The sequence below is a fragment of the Streptomyces kanamyceticus genome, assembly GCF_008704495.1.
Taxonomy (GTDB): Bacteria; Actinomycetota; Actinomycetes; order Streptomycetales; family Streptomycetaceae; genus Streptomyces; species Streptomyces kanamyceticus.
Map to the genome: position 1 here is coordinate 3,872,133 of NZ_CP023699.1, position 22,588 is coordinate 3,894,720.

General features: G+C 70.9%; 23 protein-coding genes. 11 read left to right on the top strand and 12 right to left on the bottom strand.

From position 1 onward, the window contains the following. Positions 1–59: 59 nt before the first annotated feature. From CP970_RS15780 to CP970_RS15790, 3 genes are all read right to left on the bottom strand, one after another. Positions 60–752, bottom strand: a complete 693-nt coding sequence (locus tag CP970_RS15780) for an ABC transporter ATP-binding protein (RefSeq protein ID WP_055546305.1) — start codon at positions 750–752, stop codon at positions 60–62. 131 nt (positions 753–883) lie between these two features. Further along, a complete protein-coding gene (locus tag CP970_RS15785) occupies positions 884–2,140 on the bottom strand; it encodes a L,D-transpeptidase (RefSeq protein WP_055546391.1) in 1,257 nt (418 codons plus the stop codon). A 266-nt stretch (positions 2,141–2,406) separates the two neighbouring features. Next, positions 2,407–2,739 (bottom strand): hypothetical protein, encoded by a 333-nt coding sequence (locus CP970_RS15790; protein WP_055546303.1) that lies wholly within the window; start codon positions 2,737–2,739, stop codon positions 2,407–2,409. A gap of 167 nt (positions 2,740–2,906) precedes the next feature. On the opposite strand from CP970_RS15790, the gene CP970_RS15795 reads away from it, so the two are divergent. Next, on the top strand, positions 2,907–3,161 hold the full coding sequence (locus CP970_RS15795; protein ID WP_079043409.1) for an LAETG motif-containing sortase-dependent surface protein: 255 nt from the start codon (positions 2,907–2,909) through the stop codon (positions 3,159–3,161). Between the two features lie 18 nt (positions 3,162–3,179). Here CP970_RS15795 and CP970_RS15800 read toward each other — a convergent pair whose 3' ends face one another. After that, positions 3,180–3,683 carry an ATP-binding protein gene (locus CP970_RS15800; RefSeq protein WP_055546299.1) on the bottom strand — a complete coding sequence of 168 codons (504 nt, stop codon included), beginning with the start codon at positions 3,681–3,683 and terminating at the stop codon, positions 3,180–3,182. A gap of 239 nt (positions 3,684–3,922) precedes the next feature. On the opposite strand from CP970_RS15800, the gene CP970_RS15805 reads away from it, so the two are divergent. Both CP970_RS15805 and CP970_RS15810 read left to right on the top strand, forming a co-directional pair. Continuing rightward, positions 3,923–4,774: a helix-turn-helix domain-containing protein gene (locus CP970_RS15805; RefSeq protein ID WP_150493436.1), complete on the top strand. Its 852-nt coding sequence runs from the start codon at positions 3,923–3,925 to the stop codon at positions 4,772–4,774. A 12-nt stretch (positions 4,775–4,786) separates the two neighbouring features. Continuing rightward, a complete protein-coding gene (locus CP970_RS15810) occupies positions 4,787–4,987 on the top strand; it encodes a DUF397 domain-containing protein (protein ID WP_150493438.1) in 201 nt (66 codons plus the stop codon). A gap of 13 nt (positions 4,988–5,000) precedes the next feature. Here CP970_RS15810 and CP970_RS15815 read toward each other — a convergent pair whose 3' ends face one another. Continuing rightward, the gene (locus CP970_RS15815) at positions 5,001–6,020 is read right to left on the bottom strand and encodes a hypothetical protein (protein WP_150493440.1); all 1,020 of its coding nucleotides are present in this window, start codon (positions 6,018–6,020) and stop codon (positions 5,001–5,003) included. A gap of 91 nt (positions 6,021–6,111) precedes the next feature. Beyond that, positions 6,112–7,416 carry an MFS transporter gene (locus CP970_RS15820; protein WP_224058457.1) on the bottom strand — a complete coding sequence of 435 codons (1,305 nt, stop codon included), beginning with the start codon at positions 7,414–7,416 and terminating at the stop codon, positions 6,112–6,114. A gap of 138 nt (positions 7,417–7,554) precedes the next feature. Here CP970_RS15820 and CP970_RS15825 point away from each other — a divergent pair, with 138 nt between their 5' ends. The 3 genes from CP970_RS15825 to CP970_RS15835 all read left to right on the top strand — a co-directional run bounded on the left by CP970_RS15825 (position 7,555) and on the right by CP970_RS15835 (position 10,486). Then, positions 7,555–8,286 (top strand): TetR/AcrR family transcriptional regulator, encoded by a 732-nt coding sequence (locus CP970_RS15825; protein WP_055549096.1) that lies wholly within the window; start codon positions 7,555–7,557, stop codon positions 8,284–8,286. Positions 8,287–8,387: 101 nt separating this feature from the next. Beyond that, on the top strand, positions 8,388–9,890 hold the full coding sequence (locus CP970_RS15830; protein ID WP_224058459.1) for an APC family permease: 1,503 nt from the start codon (positions 8,388–8,390) through the stop codon (positions 9,888–9,890). Beyond that, a complete protein-coding gene (locus tag CP970_RS15835; protein WP_055549094.1) occupies positions 9,887–10,486 on the top strand; it encodes an AAA family ATPase in 600 nt (199 codons plus the stop codon). The genes CP970_RS15830 and CP970_RS15835 overlap by 4 nt, the downstream gene beginning before the upstream one ends. Positions 10,487–10,507: 21 nt before the next feature. Here the strand turns inward: CP970_RS15835 and hutH are convergent, their stop codons facing one another. From hutH to CP970_RS15860, 5 genes are all read right to left on the bottom strand, one after another. After that, entirely contained in the window at positions 10,508–12,046 is a 1,539-nt protein-coding gene (gene hutH, locus CP970_RS15840) for a histidine ammonia-lyase (RefSeq protein ID WP_398656942.1), read from the bottom strand. A gap of 301 nt (positions 12,047–12,347) precedes the next feature. Further along, on the bottom strand, positions 12,348–13,502 hold the full coding sequence (locus tag CP970_RS15845) for a GGDEF domain-containing protein (RefSeq protein ID WP_150493442.1): 1,155 nt from the start codon (positions 13,500–13,502) through the stop codon (positions 12,348–12,350). Between the two features lie 95 nt (positions 13,503–13,597). After that, complete coding sequence (locus tag CP970_RS15850; RefSeq protein WP_055556807.1) at positions 13,598–14,395, bottom strand: enoyl-CoA hydratase/isomerase family protein; 798 nt, start codon at positions 14,393–14,395, stop codon at positions 13,598–13,600. Between the two features lie 78 nt (positions 14,396–14,473). Next, positions 14,474–15,604: an adenylate/guanylate cyclase domain-containing protein gene (locus CP970_RS15855; protein ID WP_055556805.1), complete on the bottom strand. Its 1,131-nt coding sequence runs from the start codon at positions 15,602–15,604 to the stop codon at positions 14,474–14,476. A 430-nt stretch (positions 15,605–16,034) separates the two neighbouring features. Beyond that, a complete protein-coding gene (locus CP970_RS15860) occupies positions 16,035–16,898 on the bottom strand; it encodes a biotin--[acetyl-CoA-carboxylase] ligase (RefSeq protein ID WP_150493444.1) in 864 nt (287 codons plus the stop codon). 159 nt (positions 16,899–17,057) lie between these two features. Here CP970_RS15860 and CP970_RS15865 point away from each other — a divergent pair, with 159 nt between their 5' ends. The 4 genes from CP970_RS15865 to CP970_RS15875 all read left to right on the top strand — a co-directional run bounded on the left by CP970_RS15865 (position 17,058) and on the right by CP970_RS15875 (position 19,752). Beyond that, positions 17,058–18,632 (top strand): acyl-CoA carboxylase subunit beta, encoded by a 1,575-nt coding sequence (locus CP970_RS15865; RefSeq protein WP_055555892.1) that lies wholly within the window; start codon positions 17,058–17,060, stop codon positions 18,630–18,632. Positions 18,633–18,676: 44 nt separating this feature from the next. Beyond that, complete coding sequence (locus CP970_RS15870; RefSeq protein ID WP_055555919.1) at positions 18,677–18,883, top strand: acyl-CoA carboxylase subunit epsilon; 207 nt, start codon at positions 18,677–18,679, stop codon at positions 18,881–18,883. Positions 18,884–18,977: 94 nt separating this feature from the next. Continuing rightward, positions 18,978–19,106, top strand: a complete 129-nt coding sequence (mmpB, locus tag CP970_RS45520) for a morphogenic membrane protein MmpB (protein ID WP_263406796.1) — start codon at positions 18,978–18,980, stop codon at positions 19,104–19,106. Positions 19,107–19,146: 40 nt separating this feature from the next. After that, on the top strand, positions 19,147–19,752 hold the full coding sequence (locus CP970_RS15875; RefSeq protein WP_055555922.1) for a Maf family protein: 606 nt from the start codon (positions 19,147–19,149) through the stop codon (positions 19,750–19,752). Positions 19,753–19,792: 40 nt separating this feature from the next. Here CP970_RS15875 and CP970_RS15880 read toward each other — a convergent pair whose 3' ends face one another. Then, complete coding sequence (locus CP970_RS15880) at positions 19,793–20,248, bottom strand: hypothetical protein (RefSeq protein WP_224058461.1); 456 nt, start codon at positions 20,246–20,248, stop codon at positions 19,793–19,795. A gap of 361 nt (positions 20,249–20,609) precedes the next feature. Here CP970_RS15880 and CP970_RS15885 point away from each other — a divergent pair, with 361 nt between their 5' ends. Further along, entirely contained in the window at positions 20,610–22,385 is a 1,776-nt protein-coding gene (locus CP970_RS15885) for an acetyl/propionyl/methylcrotonyl-CoA carboxylase subunit alpha (RefSeq protein WP_055555926.1), read from the top strand. Positions 22,386–22,588: the final 203 nt, after the last annotated feature.

Here is a 22,588-nt window from a genome sequence, read left to right on the forward strand (position 1 = left end):
ACGCGACGGAATTCATGACGCCTTAACGGAGGTTGGCCCGGATCGAGCCAATGTGCCTCTCACCCCGCCGCGTTTTCCGCGACCGAAATGCGGCCGCCCCTGATCATGGCGAGCCGCGGCGCGATAACGCCGTTACGTGCGACAACGCTGTCACGCGTAACCATCACAAAGGTCAGGCCGTGCGCTTTCCACACCCCTTCGAGCAATTCCATGATCTCGTCGCGCACGGCCCCTTCGAGATCACCGGCCGGCTCGTCGGCGAGCAGCACCTTGGGGCGTTTGACCAGGGCGCGGGCGATGGCCACGCGCCGCGTCCCGCCGTCGCGGAGCTCACCGGGCAGCCGGTCGCCGCACGCCCCGAGGCCCACCGACTCCAGTGCGGCGGCGGCCCGTTCGCGGCGGGCGGCGCCGTCGAACCCCAGGGGCGCGAGCGCCGACTCGACGTTCTCCAGGACGCTCAGCGCGGGGCTCAGGTCGCGGTCCCCGCAGACGTAGCCGATCGACTCGGCACGGACCGCGGCGAGCCGTGCCTCGGGCAGCGCGGCCAGATCGGTGCCGTCCAGTTCGACGCTGCCCGCCGTGGGCCTGCCGTAGCCGCCGAGCAGCCGCAGGAGCGTGGACTTGCCGCTCTTGGCGGGGCCCTGGACGACGAGCCGGTGCCCGTCGCCGACGACCAGATCGACACCGGCGAGCGCGTCCACCGTCCCCGCGCCGCACCAGTACCGCTTGGTGACGCCTCTGAGCTCGTACATGGTCGCGACGGTAGATACGCCCGGTGATGAACGGATAAGGCGCGCTTGAGAGCAGCATGAGAACGGCGGTGGCCCGCACCCCCGAGGGGATGCGGGCCACCGCGTCGTACGGAAACGGAAGGGGAGCGGGATCAGACGGCGGAGCCGGCCTTCCACTGCGCCCAGTCCATGTTCCAGCCGTTGAGGCCGTTGTCCGGGGCGATCACCTTGTCACCGGTGTTGCGGACGTCCACGACGTCACCGGTGATGGAGTTCTCGTAGAACCAGGAACCCGGGGTGCTCTTGTCGTTCGCACCCTTGGCGTCCTGGAGGCCGATGCAGCCGTGGCTGGTGTTGGCGCCGCCGAAGATGGAGGGCGAGCCCCAGTAGTTGCCGTGGATGAAGGTGCCCGAGTTCGAAAGGCGCATGGCGTGCGGCACGTCCTTGATGTCGTACTCGCCCTTGCCGTCGCCGTCCTTGAAGCCGACGGTCGCGCCGTCCATCCGGGTCTCCTTGAACATCTCGGAGACGACCATCTTGCCGTTGTACGTCTTGTTCTCGGGCGAGCCCGCGGAGATCGGAATGGACTTCACGACCTTGCCGTCGCGCGTGACCTTCATCGTCTTGGTCTTGGCGTCGACGATGGAGACCTGATTGCGGCCGATCTTGAACTGGACGGTCTTCTCCTGCACGCCGTAGACGCCGTCGGCGCCCTCGACGCCGTCCAGGCTCATCTTCAGCGTGACGGTGGAGTTGCCCTTCCAGTAGTCCTCGGGCCGGAAGTCCAGGCGGTTCGCGCCGAACCAGTGGCCGACGACTTCCTGGCCGCTGCTGGACGAGACCTTGATCGCGGACTGGACGTCCTTCTTGTTGCTGATCGCCTTGTCGAAGTTGATCGACACGGGCATGCCGACGCCGACGGTGGAGCCGTCCTCGGGCGTGAAGTTCCCGATGAAGCTGTTGGCCTTCGAGACGGTGGTGAACGACGAGTTCTCGTGCGCCTTGCGGCCCTCGGAGTCCTCGGCGGTGGCCGCGATCTTGTACTTCGTGGCGCGCTCGAGCTGGGCGCTGGGCTGCCAGCTCTTCTTGTCGGGAGATATCTTCCCGGCGACCGCCTTGCCCGCGTCGTTCGTCATGCTGACGTCCGAGAGCGTGCCGTCGCTGACCGTGACCTTGGCCGCGCTGTTGATGCTTGCGTTGTCGGAGCCGTTCTTCGGCGCGATCTTGATCTGGGCCGCCGAGGTCTTCTTGGCCGCCGCCTCGTCGACCTGGTTCTGCGACTCCTTGCCGCCCGACGCCTTGTCGCCGTCGTCGCTGCTGCAGGCCGAGAGCACCAGGACGCCGCCCACCAGGGCGGACACGGCCGCCAGGCCCTTGCGACCGGGCCCACGACGCCTACTGTCCGTCATCACACGCATCTCCATAGTTGCCGAATCCCCAACATCCAACCCCGAGAGTCCCCGTAATCCCGCCCGCATAACGCCTGCCCGGTTCGTCCCGTTCCACAATCGCGGAGAATGTGGGGAACACCACGTCCGCGGTGCTGGAATGACGGCCGGTCATCACTGTGCGGGATGTGACGGCCACCCGCCGTGCATCCTGAGACGACGGAACCCCGGACGACGGTTGCCGTCCGGGGCCCCTGATTCCACTTTGTTTCCGGTACCCGGGAGCGCTACACGTCGTCGTCCTCGCCGCCATCATGCTCGTCCGGGTCCCAGTCCGGCGAATCGGGGTCGTAGTCGATCGCCTCGCTGCTCCACGACGCCTGGCTGAGCTCGACCCCGGGGACCTGGCTGACCAGGTCGAACGGGTCCACGAGATAGGCGAGCGCCTCCGCGGCGTCCTCCTTGACGGCGGCCTCGGCGTGCGCGCGCTCCTCGGCGGGCATCTGCTCGTCCTCGGCGATGCGGGCCAGCGCGGCGCCGGTCAGCTTCTCCGCGTCGCCCACCTCGACGACCATTTCGACCCTCAGGCGTACAAACCGTGATGTCTCATCTGTGCTCATACGACGGAGCGTAAGGCCCGCGTCCCCCGCGACTTTCCCGCGACCCGCGGCTTTCACTACCATCGCCCCACACGGCCAATTCGCCAGCACCACAAGGGGGATCCGATTCCGTGTCCGCACGCCGATCGTTGCTGACCGCCACCGCCGCAGGAGCTCTCCTCGGTGCCATGTGGTTCGTCCCCTCCGCGAACGCGACCTCCCCCGCGACGCACGGAATACCCCGCGAGCGCCCGGCGGCGACCGCCACCGCGCACCAGGAGACCGACGCGTACACCGCCGCGGACGAGAGCGACCGCCTGGCCGAGACGGGCGGCTTCGACACCACGCCGTACGTGATCGGCGGAACGGCCTTCCTGGGCTTGGGGGCGGGCTTCGTGGCCTTCTCGGTACGCAGGGAGAGGTCGGGCGGGACGGCTTACTGAGGGGCCGCGTCCCTGTGGTCACGCGGCGCCCGTCGGGTGCGCCGCGTGGCGCCCCAGCTCGCACCACAGCAGCTTTCCGCCGCGCCCGAAGAGGTCGTCACCCAACGGATAGCCGCCCCACGCGTCCGCGTAATGGCATACGAGGAAGAGCCCACGCCCGCCGTCCGCCTCGACCGGCACGGAGCACAGCCCCGCGCCGCCGGGCCGCCCGTCGAACGGGGGTGGGATGTGCGGATTCGAATCCCACACACTCACCCGCAACCGCCGCCCTCCGTCCAGCGCGCGCAGCCGCAGGGTGGCGTCTCCTTCGGCGTGCAGATAGGCATTGCTGACGAGCTCCGACGTCAGCAGTTCGGCGGCGTCGGCGAGTGCCGTGAGCCCGTGCGTGGCCAGGACCACGCGGAGCGTGCTGCGGGCGACGCGCGGGGCGCGGGCGTCGTGCGGCAACTGGAGGGCGTACGCCCATGGGGCGGGTTCGACGAGCGGGGCCGAGGTGGGCCTCGGCGGGGATACGGTGACCATGAATGCCTCCTGCGGTGGCGGGACTTGGGCGCTCTTCGGCTGCGCCGGGCGGTGGCAGTGTCGCGGGCTTGTGTTGGCTCGCGGTGCGCTTCCGGCTTGTGGGCGGGGCCAGTTGAGCGGTTCGGGTTTCACCGTAGACTGCGCTTGCTGAATGTTTTGCACGCATACGCAAAATAAACAGCAGCTTCCTTCGTGTGGGTGACGTCCCGCATGGGGTGTACGGAACGGAGCGAGGAACCATGGCACCGAGGAGCGCACCCTCAGCGCGCCGCCAGCGCATCGGCGTCGAGCTGCGCCGACTACGCGAACGCGCGGGGATGACCGCAGCCGAGGCATCCCGTGCACTGGGCACCACACAAGGCCAGATCAGCAACATCGAGGCCAACCGCTTCGGCGTGAACCCCGAGCGAGTCCGCACGCTCGCCCGCATCTACGGCTGCACCGACACCCAACTGGTCGACGCTTTGGCCGATATGGCAGCGGAGCGCACACGCGGGTGGTGGGAGGAGTACCGCGAGATTCTGCCGCAACGGCTCTTGGACCTCGCGGAGATGGAGCACCACGCCGCCTCGCTGCGAGTCGCTCAAGTCATCAACATCCCGGGCCTGCTGCAGACTCCTGAGCACGCTCGCGCGCTCTTCCGTGAAGCAGTCCCGGAACTGCGCCCGCACGAGATCGAGCACCGCATCTCCCACCGCATCAAACGCCAGGCCGTCCTGTTCCGCGAGCAGCCGGTGCCGTACACCGCGATCATCCATGAGGCCGCGCTGCGGATGCAGTTCGGTGGCCGCGAGGTAGTCAGGACGCAGCTGGAACACCTGCTCCGGATCGAGGAGGAGCCGAACGTAACCGTCCGCGTCATCGCCTTCGATGGCACGTCATTCCCCACCAGCGGCCACGGGGTGGACTACGCCTACGGCCCCGTGACCGATCTCGACACCGCGCAGCTGGACACCACGCATGGCGTTCAAGTGATCGACGCTGGTGGGCAGTTGGCGAAGTACCGTCTGGTACTGGACCGCATGGAGAAGGTGGCCCTGAAGCCAAGCGCCTCACGCGACCTCATCCACCGCCTCATCCAGGACGCCTGAAGGAAGCCCTACGTGACCAATCTGAACTGGCAGAAGTCCACCTACAGCGAGGAGGGAGCCTCCTGCGTCTACGTCGCCGCAGCCCTCACCGGAACAATCCACATCCACGAAAGCGACGACCACCCCGAAGCCATCCTCACCACGGGGCCACGCCAGCTCCGCGCCCTGATATCCGGCATCCGGAACCGAACAGAGGGCCCCACCGGCAGGTGAGCGCCTTCACGCCCTACCGCAAGGTCGTGTGCACCCGGTGCAGATAGCTGAAGTCATGGTCCTGGCGACGCCGCGTCACCGGGCGGATCTCGCGTGTCGCGACGTTGAGGGCGAAGCCGCCGACCACGCCGAGGCACCAGTCCAGACCCGGCAGCAGCTGGGAGCCGACCGCCGCCGCGGCGAGGCCCACCGTCGCTGTCACCGACCGGTGCACCCAGACGATCCTGCTGTCGCGCGCCGCGGACCGGTAGTCCGCCACCGCTTCGTCGAGCTCTACCCGGAGTTGGGCGACGACGTCGGCGGGGTGTTCGTAGTCGCGTCGCAGGTCACCGAGAAGGCGGTGCAGCGCGCGCATCAGCCGTCGGCGTTCGTCCGCGTACTTCTCCCGGAAGGCGAGCACGTCGTTCAGCGAGGCGGCGACAGCGGGCACGGGCAGCAGCTGGCCCAGCTCCATCTCCCAGGCGAGGCCACGGTTGTTCGGGGCGGGTCGCAGGGCCCGCCGCTGGGCGTCCACACGCTCGGTGTAGGGAAAGAGGTGCCGGTCGCGCCTGCGCCAGGCGATCTCCCGGGCGAGCATCCCGACGACCAGCTCCTGCACCTCCCTCGTCATGGCCAGACCGCGACCACCCGGCAACCGTTCGGCCAGGCGCGACTCGGTGAGTTCCGCCTCGAGCCACGCCTCGGTCTTGCTCGGGAGCAGGAAAGCCTCATGCGGCACCGGGCCGGGCAGCGGCCTTTCGCGGGCGAAGGACCGGAGCTCTTCCCCTAGGACCTCGCGGAGTTGCCGGGAGGGCGGCGGGCCGTCGTCGGGCTCCTCGTCGATGAGTTGGCGGGGCATGGTGAGAGGGGTGTAGAGCTGTCGTTGTTCCAGTGCCTGTAGCGGGGGCGCGATGGCGGCCTCGCGAATCTCCGGGTCCAGGGGGACCACAGAAGCGAGGCCGTCCCAGTACAGCAGCGCCTGATGCACCACTTCAGTGGGCGGGTTCACCAACGGGTAGTACAGCAGGACAGCCACCGCGGCACCCTCGTCCATCGTCCATCGTCCCTAATGGGAGATCACCGTAGCGACAGAACGCGAGGGGTACGGCTGAAGCACGCGATTCACCGGAAAACGCCCCACCTCCCTACCGCTCCGCCCCCTCCCTGGGCGACCCCACCCCCTCCGACGGAGCAGCCCGCTCCGAAGGAGGAGCAACCCCCAACCGCGCCGCCCGCAACGCGGGAAACCTCGCGGCCACCGCCAGCGTCGCCACCACGCACACCACCCCACCCGTCACCACCGCGAAGCGCGCCCCGCTCAACTCCGCGAGGAAGCCGACCGCCGCGTTGCCGAGGGCGGGCGAGACCGTGGCCTGGACCATCCAGAGTCCGCTGACCCGGCCTCGTAGTTCGTCGGGGGTGCCGTGCTGGAGCAGGGCCGAGCGGAGCGTCTCCGAGATCAGGTCGCCGAGTCCCGCGAGCGCGAGCAGCGCGAGGGCCAGCGGCAGGACCGTCGTCAGGCCGAAGCCGACGAGCGAGAGCCCCCACAGGAGTACGGCCCCGATCAGCGCGTGTCCGCCCGCACGCGCCGTCCAGCCACTGGTGGCGGCGCCGACGAGCGCGCCGAGCGCGGGCGCCGCGTAGAGCAGCCCGACCACGCCGGGGCCGCCGCCGAACTGCTCGTCGGCGAGGACCGGATACAGCGCCTGCGGCATGGTGAAGACCATCGCCGCCGCGTCGACGAGCAGCAGGCCGACGATGAGCCGGTGCCCCCGGACGAACCGGACGCCGTCCGCGACGGCACCGAAGGCCTGCCGCAGCCCCTTGCCCGTGGCGCTCGCCTGCGGCGCGGGCAACGGGCGTACGAACAGCAGCGCCACCGAGAAGACCAGGAACCCCGCCGCGTCCACCGCGAAACAGGCGGCGAGCCCGGGCCCCGCGACGAGCACGCCGCCGAGCGCGGGCCCGAGCAGGGCCGCGAGCTGGGTGGACGCCGCCGTCAACGCGCCCGCCGCGGCGAGGCGTTCGGTGCCGACGAGGGCGGGGATCGCCGCGAGCATGGCGGGTCCGCCGAGCCCCGCGAAAAGACCGGTGAGGCCGGTGGCCACGTAGATCACCCACAACTGCGGCTGCGGGAGCAGGGCGTTGACCATGAGTCCGGCGGCGACGAGGGTCAGCGGGAGCCGGGTGACGAGCATCAGCGTGCGGCGGTCACCCCGGTCGGCGAGCACGCCGCCGATCAGCACGCCGACGACCAGCGGAAGCGCCCTGGCGAGGCTGACCAGGCCGATCTGCGCGGGTGATCCGGTGAGGTCGTAGACCTGCACGGCGACCGCGACGCTCGTCATGAGGGTGCCGATCAGGGCGCCGAGGAATCCGGCGTACAGCAGACGGAAGTCGCGGCTCTCGCGGAGCGGGGTGAGGTCCATGGCAAGACCGGAACGGGGCATGAGCGGCTCCAGGAAAGGGAGTTAGGTCAGCCTTACTTGGATCACCCTGCCGATCGGCTCCCTTAAAGTCAACATGTGTGAAGTTCTGGCGCGACGGGGCGCGCACACATCTGGCAGCCCTTGCTAACGTCATCGCCGATGACCACCGACCCCGCGCCCGCCAGGCGCCGTCCGACCCACCGCAAGGGGCGCGCCACCCTCACCCGCGCCTCCGTGGGGCAGGCCGCGCTCGACTTCCTCGGGCGGCACGGGCCCGCCGAGCTGACCATGCGTGCGCTCGCGACGGAGCTCGGCGTCTCGCCACGCGCGCTCTACAACTACGTCGAGGACCGGCGGGACTTGATCACGGTCGCCGCCGAGATCTTCCAGTCCGAGTGGCGTCCCCCGACCCTCGACCCGGCCCCGGACCGCTGGCGCGAGACCCTGCGCGCGTACTGCCACGACCTGCGCGCGCACTACCGCCGCCACCCCGGCATGACCACGCTGGCGCTCAGCGAGAACATCACGATGGCCCGCCACCCGGTGATGCTGCGGAACGTGGACGCGCTCATCGGCTTCTTCACCGAGATCGGGGGGACCGGCCTGCCGCCCCGCGAGGCCTACCTCGCCTGCATGGAGACCATCCGCCAGATCGTCGGATTCGTGGAGTTCCAGGACCGCCCGCACGACCGGCCGCCCGAGGACCTCGACCCCGCAGAGCTGCGGCAGACGCCCCCGCCCTGGCTGCGCGAAGGGGCCGACGACCTCCCCCATCTCCGTAGGGCCGCCGAGGACCAACACTCCGAACTCCCGGACGAGGTCTTCGAGTTCACCCTCGACGTACTGGTCGATGGCATCGCCGCGACTGCCGTGAAGAGGCGTGACCTCTGACCTCTTGACGTAGTTGGTCAGCCCCCTTAACCATGTCGCCCAGTCCGCGCACCGACAGGTCCGCCCCGGCCCTGCCCCCTCTCCCGCGGCCTGGAGGATCCGTGTCCGGAGCCCCACCGCCCGCCCCCGACAGCAGCCACGGCTCCGACCGCTCCGACGGCAAGGGCTTCGTCCGCCGCGTCGGCCCCTTCCAGGCCACCGCCATCAACATGAGCCAGATGTGCGGCATCGGCCCCTTCGTCACGATCCCGCTGATGGTCGCCGCGTTCGGCGGGCCGCAGGCCGTCATCGGCTTCGTCGCGGGCGCGCTGCTCGCGCTGGCCGACGGGCTCATCTGGGCGGAGCTCGGCGCGGCCATGCCCGGTTCCGGCGGGAGTTACGTCTATCTGCGCCAGGCGTTCCAGTACCGCACGGGACGCCTGATGCCGTTCCTGTTCGTGTGGACGGCGATGCTGTTCATCCCGATCGGCATGTCGACCGGGATCGTCGGCCTCGTCCAGTACCTCGGCTATCTCGCGCCGGGCATGGGACAGACGACCGGGGACCTCGTCGGGCTCGGCGTCATCGCCCTGGTGATCGCGCTCCTGTGGCGGGGCATCGAGCACATCGCCCGGATCACCGCCGTGATGTGGGTCGTCATGCTCGTCTCGGTCGGGGCCGTGATCCTCGCGGCGGCCACGCACTTCGACCCGGACCTGGCCTTCACCTACCCCGCGCACGCCGTGGAGTTGACGAGCAATCACTTCTGGATCGGCTTCGCCGGGGGCCTGACCATCGGCATCTACGACTACCTCGGCTACAACACCGCCGCGTACATGGGCGCCGAGATCAAGAACCCGGGCCGCACCCTGCCCCGCGCCATCATCTTCTCGATCCTCGGCATCATGGTGATCTACCTGCTCCTGCAGATCGGCACGCTCGGCGTCATCGACTGGCACCGCATGACGGACCCGACCGACATCGCCTCAACGTCTGTGGCCTCGGCGGCACTTGAGGAGACCTGGGGCAAGAGCGCGGCGAACGTCGTCACGGTCCTCATCCTCATCACCGCCTTCGCCTCGGTCTTCGCGGGGCTGCTCGGCGGCTCACGGGTGCCCTACGACGCCGCGCGCGACCGCGTCTTCTTCAGGCCGTACGCCAAGCTGCACCACCGGCACCGCTTCCCGACGCTCGGCCTCGCGACCATGGGCGTGGTGTGCGCCATCGGCTTCATGATCGGCAGGCACACCGACCTGGCCACGCTCATCCAACTCCTCACCACAGTGATGGTGCTGGTCCAGGCACTCGCCCAGATCGCCGCCGTGACGGTGCTGCGCAGACGGCAGCCGGGGCTCCGAAGGCCCTACCGCATGTGGCTCTACCCGGTGCCGAGCCTGGTCGCCCTCGTCGGCTGGCTCGTCATCTACGGGTACGCCGACAAGAACTCACCGGGGCGGCACCCCATCGAATGGTCGCTCGCCTGGCTGGGGCTGGGGTGTGTGGCGTTCCTGCTGTGGGCGCGCTTCGAGAAGGTGTGGCCGTTCGGCCCGAAGGAGATCTCGGAGGAGTACCTGGAGGCTCCGGAAGGAGGACCGCCACGCCGGACGGATACCGTCGCCCCGTGACAGAGACCCCCTGGGACGTCCTGCTGCTCGGCGGCGCGTCCGGCATCGGCAAGAGCCTGTTGGCGGCCCGACTGGCCGACGAGCACAAGGCGTTCGTGGTGGAGTTCGACGACGTCGTGGAGGCGGTGCGGGCGATCACGACGCCGAAGCAGCACCCCGGACTGCACCTCTTCGACGCGTACGAGGATGTCGAGGCGGAGCTGCCGGAGGACCGCGTGCTCGCCCTCCAGATCGCCACCGCCCGCGCGCTCGAACCCGCCGTCACCGGTGTCGTACGCAACCGTCTGACGGTCGACGCGCCCGCGGTGATCGAGGGCGACTACCTCACCCCGGCCGCGGCGGCGCGGGCCGTCCGCGAGGGAGCGGCGGCGGGCCGCCGCGTCCGGGCCGTGTTCCTGCACGAGGGCGACGCCGAACAGATCACCGCCAACTACGCGGCGCGGGAGCCCGCGGCGGGCCGCCAGCCGGAACGGGCGCGGGTGGGCGCGGCGTACTCCCACTGGCTGGCGGAGCAGGCCAGGGAGCACGGGCTGCCCGTGGTGGACGCCCGCCCCTGGCCCACACTCGCGAACCGCGTACGAAAGGCGACCGCCTAGGGCCTGTCCGGCGGACGGGCCCTAGCTCAACGGCCCCGTGACCGGCTCGACCGCCGCCACCAGCGCACCGGTTCGTACGAACGACTCCGCCGCGGCCAGATCGGGAGCGAGGAACCGGTCGGGGCCAGGACCCTCGACGCCCGCCTTGCGGACCGCGTCGATGACGGCCCGGGTGGCGGGCGCGGGGGTGAGGCCCGCGCGAAGCTCGACGGCGCGCGTGGCGGCGTACAGCTCGACGGCGACGATGCGGGTCAGATTGTCCACGGCCGTACGGAGCTTGCGGGCGGCCGACCAGCCCATGGAGACGTGGTCCTCCTGCATCGCGGAGGACGGGATGGAATCGGCGGAGGCGGGCACCGCGAGCCGCTTCATCTCGCTCACCAGGGCGGCCTGCGTGTACTGGGCGATCATCAGCCCCGAGTCGACCCCCGCGTCGTCCGCGAGGAACGGCGGAAGCCCGTGCGAACGGTTCTTGTCGAGGAGCCGGTCGGTGCGGCGCTCGGCGATCGAGCCGAGGTCGGCGGCGGCGATCGCGAGGAAGTCCAGGACGTACGCGACGGGGGCGCCGTGGAAGTTGCCGTTGGACTCCACGCGCCCGTCGGGCAGTACGACCGGGTTGTCGACGGCGGCGGCCAGCTCCCGCTCGGCGACCGTGCGCGCGTGCGCGATCGTGTCCCGGCCCGCGCCCGCGACCTGCGGGGCGCAGCGCACCGAGTAGGCGTCCTGCACGCGCGGCGCGTCGTCCTGGTGGTGCCCGGTGAGGCCCGACCCCGCGAGCACGGCGGCCATGTTGGCGGCGGACGCGGCCTGCCCCGGGTGCGGCCGGATGGCGTGCAGCTCGGGCGCGAGGACCTTCTCCGTACCGAGCAGCGCTTCGAGGGTGAGCGCCGCCGTGACGTCGGCGGACTTGTAGAGCATGTCCAGATCGGCGAGGGCCATCACCAGCATGCCGAGCATGCCGTCCGTGCCGTTGAGGAGGGCGAGCCCCTCCTTCTCGCGCAGCTCGACGGGGCTGATGCCGTGCGCGGCGAGCAGCTCGCCCGCGGGCCGCAGCTCCCCGTCGGGCCCCTCCGCGTCGCCCTCGCCCATCAGCGTCAGCGCACAGTGGCTGAGCGGCGCGAGGTCGCCGGAGCAGCCGAGCGAGCCGTACTCGTGGACGACCGGCGTGATGCCCGCGTTCAGGACATCGGCCATGGTCTGCGCGACCTCGGGGCGTACGCCCGTGTGGCCCGAGCAGACCGTCTTCAGCCGCAGGAACATCAGCGCACGGACCACTTCGCGCTCCACGCGCGGGCCCATGCCCGCCGCGTGCGAACGGACGATGTTGCGCTGCAGCTGGGCGCGGAGATCGGGTCCGATGTGCCGACTGGCGAGCGCGCCGAAGCCGGTAGACACGCCGTACACGGGTTCGGGCTTGGCCGCGAGCGCGTCGACGATCTCGCGGGACGCGGCGAGGGCGGTCCGCGCCTCGGCGGTCAGTTCGATCCGCGCGTTGCCGCGCGCGACGGCGATGACGTCGGCGGCGGTCGTTCCGGATGTCCCTAGGGCCACAGTGCCCACGCTGTGCATATCCATATTCAGCAGCGTACGGACTGAATCGCCAGGTGTCACGGGTAGATCTGCCCCGGACCACTTACCGCGACCGCGCCAGGGGCCCGGGGAGCCCGGCCCCCACCGGGCCGCAGCCGCCCGCGCTCCCGAGGGACGTGGGGGTATGTGCGAACGGAGCACAGTGGAGACCGGGGCAAGGAAGCAAGGCCAGTGGCCTCCGCCCCGGGATGGCGAGTACGCACATACCCCCGCGGCCCCGCCCCCAAGACGAACCCAAGGCACAGACCCCAGCCCAAAGGAAACCCGCCAGCTACCGCCCCCGGAACCTCCGCCGCTCCCCCACCTCCCGCTCCCCCGACACCGAATCCGCCAGCCGAACCACCGGATCCTCCCCACCCACACCCCCACCGCGCCCCGCAACCACCGGTTTAGCCGCCCGCGCCGCCTTCGCCCGGTACTGCGCCGCATCCGCGAGCCGGAAGAGACGACGAGCCGACCGCACCGCACCGATCGGATCGCCGGTGGACGCGACCCCGCAGGCCACCCCGTCGCCGAGCTCCAACTCACCGGCCCGTACGCACAGTTCCTCGGCCACCCGTACCACCTCATCAGCCGCGGGCCCCACCGAAAGCAGACAGAACTCGTCGCCGCCGAGCCGCGCGGCGAGCGCCCCCGGCAGCATGGCGCCGCAGAGCGAGAGGACCGACCCGAACCGTTCCAGAAGGCGGTCGCCGACGGCATGACCCCGGGTGTCGTTGACCCGCTTGAGCCCGTTCACGTCGCAGACGACGAGGCTCACCACGACACCGTCCACCCGATGCCGCTCCACCGCCTCGTCGAGCCGCAGATCGACCGCGCGCCGGTTGGCGAGCCCGGTGAGCGCGTCGGTGAAGGCGAGCCGCCGCGCCTCTTCGAGGCGTTCGGTCTGGGCGATCCCGGCGGCGACCACGGCCGCGAGGACCGTGGCGAAGTCGGCGTCGGCCCGGTCGAAGACCGGCGCGCCCACCGGCCGCGCCACGTACAGCTCGCCCCACGCGCGCCCGTGCAACACGATGGGCGCGACCACACAGCAGCCGCGCCCGCGCCGACGCAGCGCGGTGACGCGCTCGTGGCAGTAGCCCGCGCTCCTGCCACCCGCGGGCCCCTCGACGGTCTCGACCCAGGCGTGCGGCTCACCGCCACCGGCCCAGCGTTCGTGCAGGAACTCGGCGATCTCCGGGAACTGGTTGACGGGGTAGGACTCCCGCTCCGGGAACTCCTCCTCGCCCTCGGCCCGTTCGCCCGCGTTCACGAGCACCCGCAGCCGCCCCAGATCGCGTTCCCACACGGAGAGCGCGGCGAAGCTCCCGTTCAGCGCGCGGCAGGCACCGAGGGCGGCCGCGCGCCAGGACTCACGCGGAGCATGCGCCGCGGCCATCCCCTGCGCCAGCTCCACGACGGCCCGCAGCCGGACATCCTCACCCATGACCCCAGGCTAGAAGATTTACGACATTTAGGAACTTCGGGACGCAGCCCGAGCCGCACCCGCCACTCACCCGCGACGAGCCCGCCCCGCCCCCACTACTCCCCGGGCCACTCCGGCTTCCGCTTCTCGTTGAACGCGGCGACGCCCTCCACCCGGTCCCCGGAGAACGCCACATCGCGCCACGCCGCGTCCTCCACCTCAAGCCCCGCACGCAGGTCGAGCCCCTGCCCGAGGCGCAGCGCGCGCTTGGCGGCGCGCAGCCCGACGGGCGAGTTGGCGGCCATGCGGGCGCCGAGCGCGAGCGCTTCCGTGCGGGCCTCGTCCCCCTCGACCAGCACGTCCACCAGACCCAACTCCCGCGCCTCCGCGGCCTCCACGCGCCGCGCGGAGAAGATCAGCTCGGCCGCGCGGGCGGCCCCGACGCGGCGCGGCAGCAGCTGGGTGCCGCCGCCACCGGGGATGACGCCGACCGACACCTCGGGGAGCCCGACCACCGCGGTCGAGTCGGCGACGATCACGTCGCACGACAGCGCGAGCTCGAACCCACCGCCAAGGGCGAAGCCGTGCACGGCGGCGATCGTCGGCATGGGCAGTTCGAGCACACCGCCGTAAGCACCACGCGAAGTGGGCCGCTGACGGCGCAACTCGGCGTCGCTGAAGGAGTTCCGCTCCTTGAGGTCGGCGCCGACGCAGAAGGCCCGCTCATGGGTGGAGGTCAGGACGACGACGCGGGCGGCGCGGTCGTCCGTCAGCGCGGCGCAGGCGGCGGCGATGGAGCGCCCCATCTCCGCCGAGACGGCGTTCATGGCCTTCGGCCGGTCGAGAACGAGCTCGACGACGTGCCCGTGCCGCCTGACCGCCACGTACTCCCCGTACCGCTGCTCGTCACCCATGACGCCTCCTCCACCCGGTTAACGACCGTTACCGAAGGATCATGTCAGCCGCCCCGACCCCAGTGGAAGGGCCTGCGGTCAGCTCCTGCGGGCGAGCAGCCAGGGCTCGACGACCCCGAGCCCGCGCACCGGCCGCTGCCACATCGGCTGCAGGGCGAAGCGGTAGGTGGGCGGCTCCTCGCCCTCCTTCTCCGCACGCTCGGCCAGCGCGGCGGCGTCCGCCTCGGAGGCGGGCGCGTCACGGGTGCGCGTCAGCTCCTCGGCGAAGGCCCCGTCCACGAGGACGGCGTCCCGGGGAGCTATCGACGTGAGCCGGGACGCGAGGTTCACGGTCGTGCCGAAGACGTCGCCCATGCGCGTGGTCACGGTCCCGAAGGCGATGCCGACGCGCAGCTCGGGCATGGTCTCGTCGTTGGCCATGGTCTCGATAAGCCGCAGCGCGATCTCCGCGGCGGTCCCGGCGTCGTCGGCGGCGTACAGCACCTCGTCGCCCAGCGTCTTGATGAGCCGCCCGCCGTGCGCGGCCACCAGGTCGGCGGCGGTGGTCTCGAAGGCCTCGACGAGCTCCCCGAGCTCCTCTTCCTCCATACGCCGGGTCAGCCGCGTGAAGCCCACGAGATCGGCGAATCCGACCGCGAGCCGCCGGTCGACCATCTCCTCGTCGTCGGCGGCCTGCACCACCCGCCCCGTGGCCGCGGCGAGCTGGCGCCGCCACACATAGACGAGGAACTCCTCCAGCTCGGGCAGGAGCAGCTCGACGAGCGGATAGGTGACTTCCGTACGGGTCATCCCGGGCTCGGGCGGTTCGGTGAGGCCCTCCAGGAACGAGTCGATCTGCCACTCCGCGAGCCGCGCGGTGGTCTGCCCCGTCGACCGCGCCACCTGCACGGCCATGGCCTCGCTCAGCAGCCCCGCCTCGACGAGCCCTGCGAGCCGCCGCAGCGCGAGGACGTCGGCCTCGGTCAGCGCCTTGGCCTGCCCGATGTCGGGGAAGCCCATGGCCCGCCAGAACCGCGAGGCCAGCTCCATGGACACGCCCGCGCTGCGAGCCGCCTGGAAGGGCGTATAGCGACGATCGGCCCCGAGGATCAACTGCTCAAGCCTGAGAGCGAGGGGATCCTTCTCCGGATCCTCGGACTTCTCGTCCACTTCGGGGACCCCGGCGCCCACTTCCGGTACCTCGCCGGATCCCGTGTCGTCGACGGTCACGCCTGCTGCCCTTCCGATCTGCCGCGGTCAGGTATCGACCGGCGCCAACTTTACGGCAGGTGTGCCGCACCTCACTCCCGACTCCCGTGACGTTCCTCTTGACCTACGCCCCGAGCGTCGGCGACGGCGCTTGCGCCCACCCGCCCGCACCGTGGCCGGTGCCCCCGTTCCCGCCCCTCGGCGCCGGGGGCTGTGCCCACCCTTCCCCAAGCTCTCGGCTCCGCTCGAGCAGGGGAGACCCCACTCGCCCTGCGGCACGATTGCCCACAGCAGAGCGCGCCCGCAGCCGCCATCCGGCCCGAGGGGACGTGGCGGTATGTCCGCCCGGAGCACTGGGGGCCACGAGCCGAGGTGCCCAAAAGGTGGCAAGGCTCTGGGACGGCGAGGACGGACATACCGCCGCGGCCCCGCCCCTACGACGACGAGGCGCTCACCCGGCCCCCCGCAGATGCACGATGTCCCCGGCCCCCACCGGCTGCTGCACCCCGTCCTCCGTGGCAAGCACGAGCCGCCCGTCCCCGTCGACGGCGACGGCCTCCCCCGTGATCGACCGGTCCCCCGGCAGCTCGGCCCGCACCGTACGCCCCAAGGTCGCGCACCCCGCCGCGTACGTCTCCTGAAGCCGGGAGGCCCCCGGATCCCCGCCCGCGGCCCGCCAGTCCCCGTACCACTGCTCGAACGACCGCAGCACGGCCCGCAGCAACGGATCCCGGTCCGTGGTGGCCGCCCCCGCAAGACCCAACGACCCCGCGGTCGGCACCGGCAGCTCGTCCTCGCGCAGCGTCACGTTGAGCCCGACGCCCACCACGACACCGCCCCCGTCGACGGGCCCGGCCCGCTCCGCGAGGATCCCCCCGGCCTTGCGTTCGGCGCCCTTCACAGTCACCAGCAGGTCATTGGGCCACTTGAGTGCGGTGTCCACCCCGGCCGCCCGCGAGAGCCCCGTGGCGACGGCGACACCGGTGAGCAGCGGCAGCCACCCCCACCGCTCGACGGGCACTTCGGCGGGCTTGAGCAGCACGGAGAAGAAGAGCCCCGACCGGGCGGGAGCGGACCACTGCCGATCGAGCCGCCCCCGCCCCGCGCTCTGCTCCTCGGCGACGAGGACGGCCCCTTCGGGGAGCTCACCGGCCCGCCCCACGAGATCGCTGTTGGTGGACCCGGTACTGGCGACCACGTCCAAGGAGGTCCACAGACCGCCCTCGCGAACGAGAGCGCGCCGCAGCGAAGCGGCGTTCAGCGGCGGCCTGTCCAGGTCGGACCAGCGATTGTCTTCAGCATCTGACGACGTCATGCAAGCCACCCTAGGTGTGGTAAACGCCGCACTGCCGATCCGTATCGGCGCCGATACGCTACGGGTCAGTAGCAAGCCGCACCGCAGGCCGCCACCGGCCGCAAGCAGCCGCCAGAAGTCGCCAGAAGCCCCGATGAGCAGGCAGGGAGCCGCATCCCTATGTCCGAGATCGACATCCACACGACCGCAGGCAAGCTCGCCGATCTGCAGCGCCGCATCGAGGAGGCCAAACACGCGGGTTCGGCGCGAGCGGTCGAGAAGCAGCACGCCAAGGGGAAGCTGACGGCGCGCGAGCGGATCGAACTCCTCCTCGACGAGGGGTCCTTCGTAGAACTGGACGAGTTCGCGCAGCACCGCTCGACCAACTTCGGTCTTGACCAGAACAGGCCGTACGGCGACGGCGTGGTGACCGGTTACGGCACCGTGGACGGCCGCCCGGTGGCCGTGTTCTCACAGGACTTCACGGTCTTCGGCGGCGCGCTCGGCGAGGTCTTCGGACAGAAGATCGTCAAGGTCATGGACTTCGCGCTGAAGACCGGCTGCCCGGTCATCGGCATCAACGACTCCGGCGGCGCCCGCATCCAGGAGGGCGTCATGGCCCTCGGCATGTACGGCGAGATCTTCCGCAGGAACACGCACGCCTCGGGCGTGATCCCGCAGATCTCCCTCGTCGTGGGGCCCTGCGCGGGCGGCGCGGTCTACTCCCCGGCGATCACCGACTTCACGGTGATGGTCGACCAGACGTCGCACATGTTCATCACGGGCCCGGACGTCATCAAGACGGTCACGGGAGAGGACGTCGGCTTCGAGGAACTCGGCGGCGCCCGCACCCACAACTCCACGTCGGGCGTGGCCCACCACATGGCGGGCGACGAGAAGGACGCGATCGACTACGTCAAGTCCCTGCTCTCCTACCTGCCTTCGAACAACCTCAGCGATCCCCCGGCCTTCCCCGAGGAGGCGGACCTGGCGCCGACGGACGAGGACCGCGAGCTCGACACCCTCATCCCGGACAGCGCCAACCAGCCGTACGACATGCACACGGTGATCGAACACGTCCTGGACGACGCCGAGTTCTTCGAGACGCAGTCGCTGTTCGCGCCGAACATCCTCACCGGCTTCGGCCGGATCGAGGGCCGCCCGGTGGGCATCGTCGCCAACCAGCCGACGCAGTTCGCGGGGTGCCTGAACATCGACGCCTCCGAGAAGGGCGCCCGCTTCGTCCGCACCTGCGACGCGTTCAACGTCCCGGTCATCACCTTCGTCGACGTGCCGGGCTTCCTGCCGGGCGTCGAGCAGGAGCACACGGGCATCATCCGGCGCGGCGCGAAGCTGATCTACGCGTACGCGGAAGCCACCGTCCCCCTCATCACCGTCATCACGCGCAAGGCGTTCGGCGGCGCGTACGACGTGATGGGCTCCAAGCACCTGGGCGCCGACCTCAACCTGGCCTGGCCGACCGCGCAGATCGCGGTGATGGGCGCGCAGGGAGCGGTGAACATCCTGCACCGCCGCACGATCGCGGCGGCGGAGGACCAGGAGGCGACGCGGGCCCAGCTGATCCAGGAGTACGAGGACACGCTCCTCAACCCGTACACGGCGGCCGAGCGCGGCTACATCGACGCGGTCGTCATGCCGTCGGAGACCCGCGCCCACCTCGTACGCGGCCTGCGTCAGCTGCGGACGAAGCGGGAATCCCTCCCCCCGAAGAAGCACGGCAACATCCCCCTCTAGTCCCCCAGCCCTCTCCCAGTCCCCCAGTCCCCCACGGAGCGGTCATGATCAAGGTCGTACGGGGCAACCCGACCCCGGAGGAGCTCGCCGCCGCCTTGGCGGTGGTCCAGGCGCGCGCCGCGGCGGTGGCGAACCAGCCGTCCGGCGCGCCCACGCCCCCCGACGCGTGGGCCGACCCCGCGCGCGTGGCCCGCCACCGGCTGCCCGCGCCGGGCCCCACGTCCTGGGGCCGCAGCTACTGGCCCGGCTAGTACTGCCGTACCCGCCCAACTCACCGAGCGGGCCCGGGGAACTTGAGTACGCGTACTCAGGCGCCCCGGCCTCGCCGGCCGCAGTATCGAAGGCATGCTGTGGTCGGACCCGGAGAACAACCCGCCCAAGGACATGCGGGACATGCAGGCGAAGATGCGCCGTGCGGGACTCGTCCTTGCCCTGGCCATGGTGGTGGCGATGTTCGTCCTGGGCATCAGCTGACGCGTGCCCCGCGCAACCGGCGGCTCGCTACCCTGGCCGCATGAGTGATCCGCGCCGCCGTCTCGTGCTCGCCTCCCAGTCCCCCGCCCGCCTCGGGCTGCTCCGCCAGGCGGGCCTCGCCCCCGAGGTGATCGTCAGCGGGGTCGACGAGGACGCGGTCTCCGCACCCACCCCCGCCGAGCTCGCCCTGGCCCTCGCCGAGGCCAAGGCATCGGTGGTCGCTGCGCGCCCCGACGTCAAGGGCGCGCTGGTCATCGGCTGCGACTCGGTGCTCGAACTGGACGGACAGGCGCTCGGCAAGCCCGCCGACGCCGAGGAGGCGACCGCCCGCTGGAAGTCGATGCGCGGCCGCGCGGGCGTCCTGCAGACGGGCCACTGCGTCTACGACACCGCCTCCGGGCGGTACGCGTCGGGCACGGCGTCGACCGTGGTCCGCTTCGGCGAGCCCTCGGACGACGAGATCGCCGCGTACGTCGCGAGCGGCGAACCGCTGCACGTGGCGGGGGCGTTCACGCTGGACGGCCGCTCGGCCCCGTTCATCGAGGGCATCGAGGGCGACCACGGAAACGTCATCGGCCTCTCTCTGCCGCTCCTTCGCCGCCTGCTCGCGCAACTGGGCGTGGGCATCACGGAGTTGTGGGCCTGACCCCTCAGGCGGCCCCTCAGACGGCCCCTCGGGCGACTTCTCAGGCGGGCTGCGGGGCCCCGTCCTGGGGCACCTGACCCTCGCCGCCGCCCTCGTCCTGCCGCGCCTTCTTGTCGTACGCGACGAGCGTCAGGACGAGCAGGCCGAGGACGACCATCATGAACGCGAACGCGGGCCAGCCCGCCAGGCCGACGGAGAACGCGCCGAGCAGCGCGTGCACGACGGCGCAGCTGATCAGAAGCAGCCGCCCGAAGGTGCCGGGAGCGCGGTCGAGGGCGGCCGCGCGGATCAGGACGATGCCGCACAGCACGAGGTAGCCGCCGAAGAGGATGCCCGCGATCCAGGTCGACACGGTCATCGCGCGCGGGTCGAGACCGGCCAGGGACATGTCTTGCTTGTCGACGACGAGGCCGAGGAACCAGTTGAGGAGCGCGATGCCGACCGCCTCCGCGAAGAGAACGATCGCGCCCACCCAGGCCACCGGTCTGCGCGCCACGGCGCCCCACCCACTTTCCGCTGCTTCCGCTGTTACCCCAAGTACGTTCGAGCCATCGCGAACGCTACTAACGGGTAAACCCGGGGACAAGGGCTGCGCCGAAGGCAAAGAATCATTGGGCCATTCGTAGGGACTCCACAAAGAAAGGCGTCCCGCCGCAGCGCGGACTCACAGAGACCTTGGCCACACCGGAGGGCTAGGCTGCCGAGCAGGAAGCCTGCGTACCGTGGTACGACAAGGGATTTCACGGATCGGGCGAGCCTCGAATCACACTCCGTGTGGGCAAGCTCACCCTTGGGGACGGGTCGTAAGCCCGTGTCGGCAGTCCCTAAACTCGGCTTGTTTCAAGGAGGGAGCCATCGTGCGCAAGGTGCTCATCGCCAACCGTGGCGAAATCGCTGTCCGTGTTGCTCGGGCATGCCGGGACGCAGGGATCGCGAGCGTAGCCGTCTACGCAGATCCCGACCGGGACGCTCTGCATGTACGGGCGGCCGATGAGGCGTTCGCGCTGGGCGGTGACACTCCGGCCACCAGCTACTTGGACATCTCCAAGGTGCTGGCCGCGGCCAAGGACGCGGGGGCGGACGCGATCCACCCCGGCTACGGATTCCTTTCGGAGAACGCCGAGTTCGCGCAGGCCGTCATCGACGCGGGTCTGACCTGGATCGGCCCGCCGCCGCAGGCCATCCGTGATCTGGGCGACAAGGTCGCTGCGCGACACATCGCGCAGCGTGCCGGTGCCCCGCTGGTCGCGGGCACCCCGGACCCGGTCTCGGGCTCCGACGAGGTCGTGGCCTTCGCCGAGGAGCACGGCCTGCCGATCGCCATCAAGGCGGCGTTCGGCGGCGGCGGCCGCGGCCTGAAGGTCGCGAGGAACCTCGAAGAGGTCCCCGAGCTGTACGACTCCGCGGTGCGCGAGGCGGTGGCCGCCTTCGGCCGCGGCGAGTGCTTCGTGGAGCGCTACCTGGACAAGCCGCGGCACGTGGAGACCCAGTGCCTGGCCGACCAGCACGGCAACGTGGTCGTCGTCTCGACCCGTGACTGCTCGCTGCAGCGCCGCCACCAGAAGCTCGTCGAGGAGGCCCCCGCGCCGTTCCTCTCCGACGCCCAGGTCGAGGAGCTGTACAGCGCCTCGAAGGCGATCCTGAAGGAAGCCGGTTACGTCGGCGCGGGCACCGTCGAGTTCCTCGTCGGCGCCGACGGCACGATCTCCTTCCTGGAGGTCAACACCCGTCTGCAGGTCGAGCACCCGGTCACCGAAGAGGTGGCGGGCATCGACCTCGTACGCGAGATGTTCCGCATCGCCGACGGCGAGGAGCTGGGCTACGGCGACCCCGAACTGCGCGGCCACTCCTTCGAGTTCCGCATCAACGGCGAGGACCCGGGCCGGGGCTTCCTGCCCGCGCCCGGCACCGTCACCGCCTTCGCGCCGCCGTCGGGACCCGGTGTCCGCCTGGACGCGGGCGTCGAGTCGGGATCGGTCATCGGCCCGGCCTGGGACTCGCTCCTGGCCAAGCTGATCGTGACGGGCGCGACGCGTGAGCAGGCGCTGCAGCGTGCCGCGCGTGCCCTGGACGAGTTCAACGTCGAGGGCATGGCCACGGCCATCCCGTTCCACCGTGCCGTCGTCAGGGACCCGGCGTTCGCGCCCGAACTGACCGGCTCCGACGCCCCGTTCACGATCTTCACGCGCTGGATCGAGACCGAGTTCGTCAACGAGATCCCGGCCTTCGCCGCGCCCGCGGTGGACGCGGACGCCGACGAGGAGCCGGGCCGCGAGACGGTCGTCGTCGAGGTCGGCGGCAAGCGCCTCGAGGTGTCCCTCCCGTCCTCCCTGGGCATGACGATCGCGCGCACCGCGGCGGCGGGCGGCGCCCGTCCCAAGCGGCGCGCGGCCAAGAAGTCGGGCCCCGCCGCCTCCGGCGACACCCTCGCCTCGCCCATGCAGGGCACGATCGTCAAGGTCGCGGTCGAGGAGGGCCAGGAGGTCAACGAGGGCGACCTGATCGTCGTCCTGGAGGCCATGAAGATGGAACAGCCCCTGAACGCGCACCGTTCGGGCACGATCAAGGGCCTCACGGCGGAGGTGGGCGCGAGCCTTACCTCCGGTGCGGTCATCTGTGAGATCAAGGACTGACTCGGCGACGGGGTCGCTGGGGCTCGGCGACGGGGGCTCCTGAAACTCGGCGACGGGGCCCCCTGGGGCTCCGCCCCAGACCCCGCTCCTCAAACGCCGGAGGGGCTGGATTTTCGCCCCGCCGGGCTGAGTACTCGCTGGTCGGGCTGAGTCGAATACGTGCCGGGCCGAGCTGGATGATCCAGCTCGGCCCGGCGGCATTT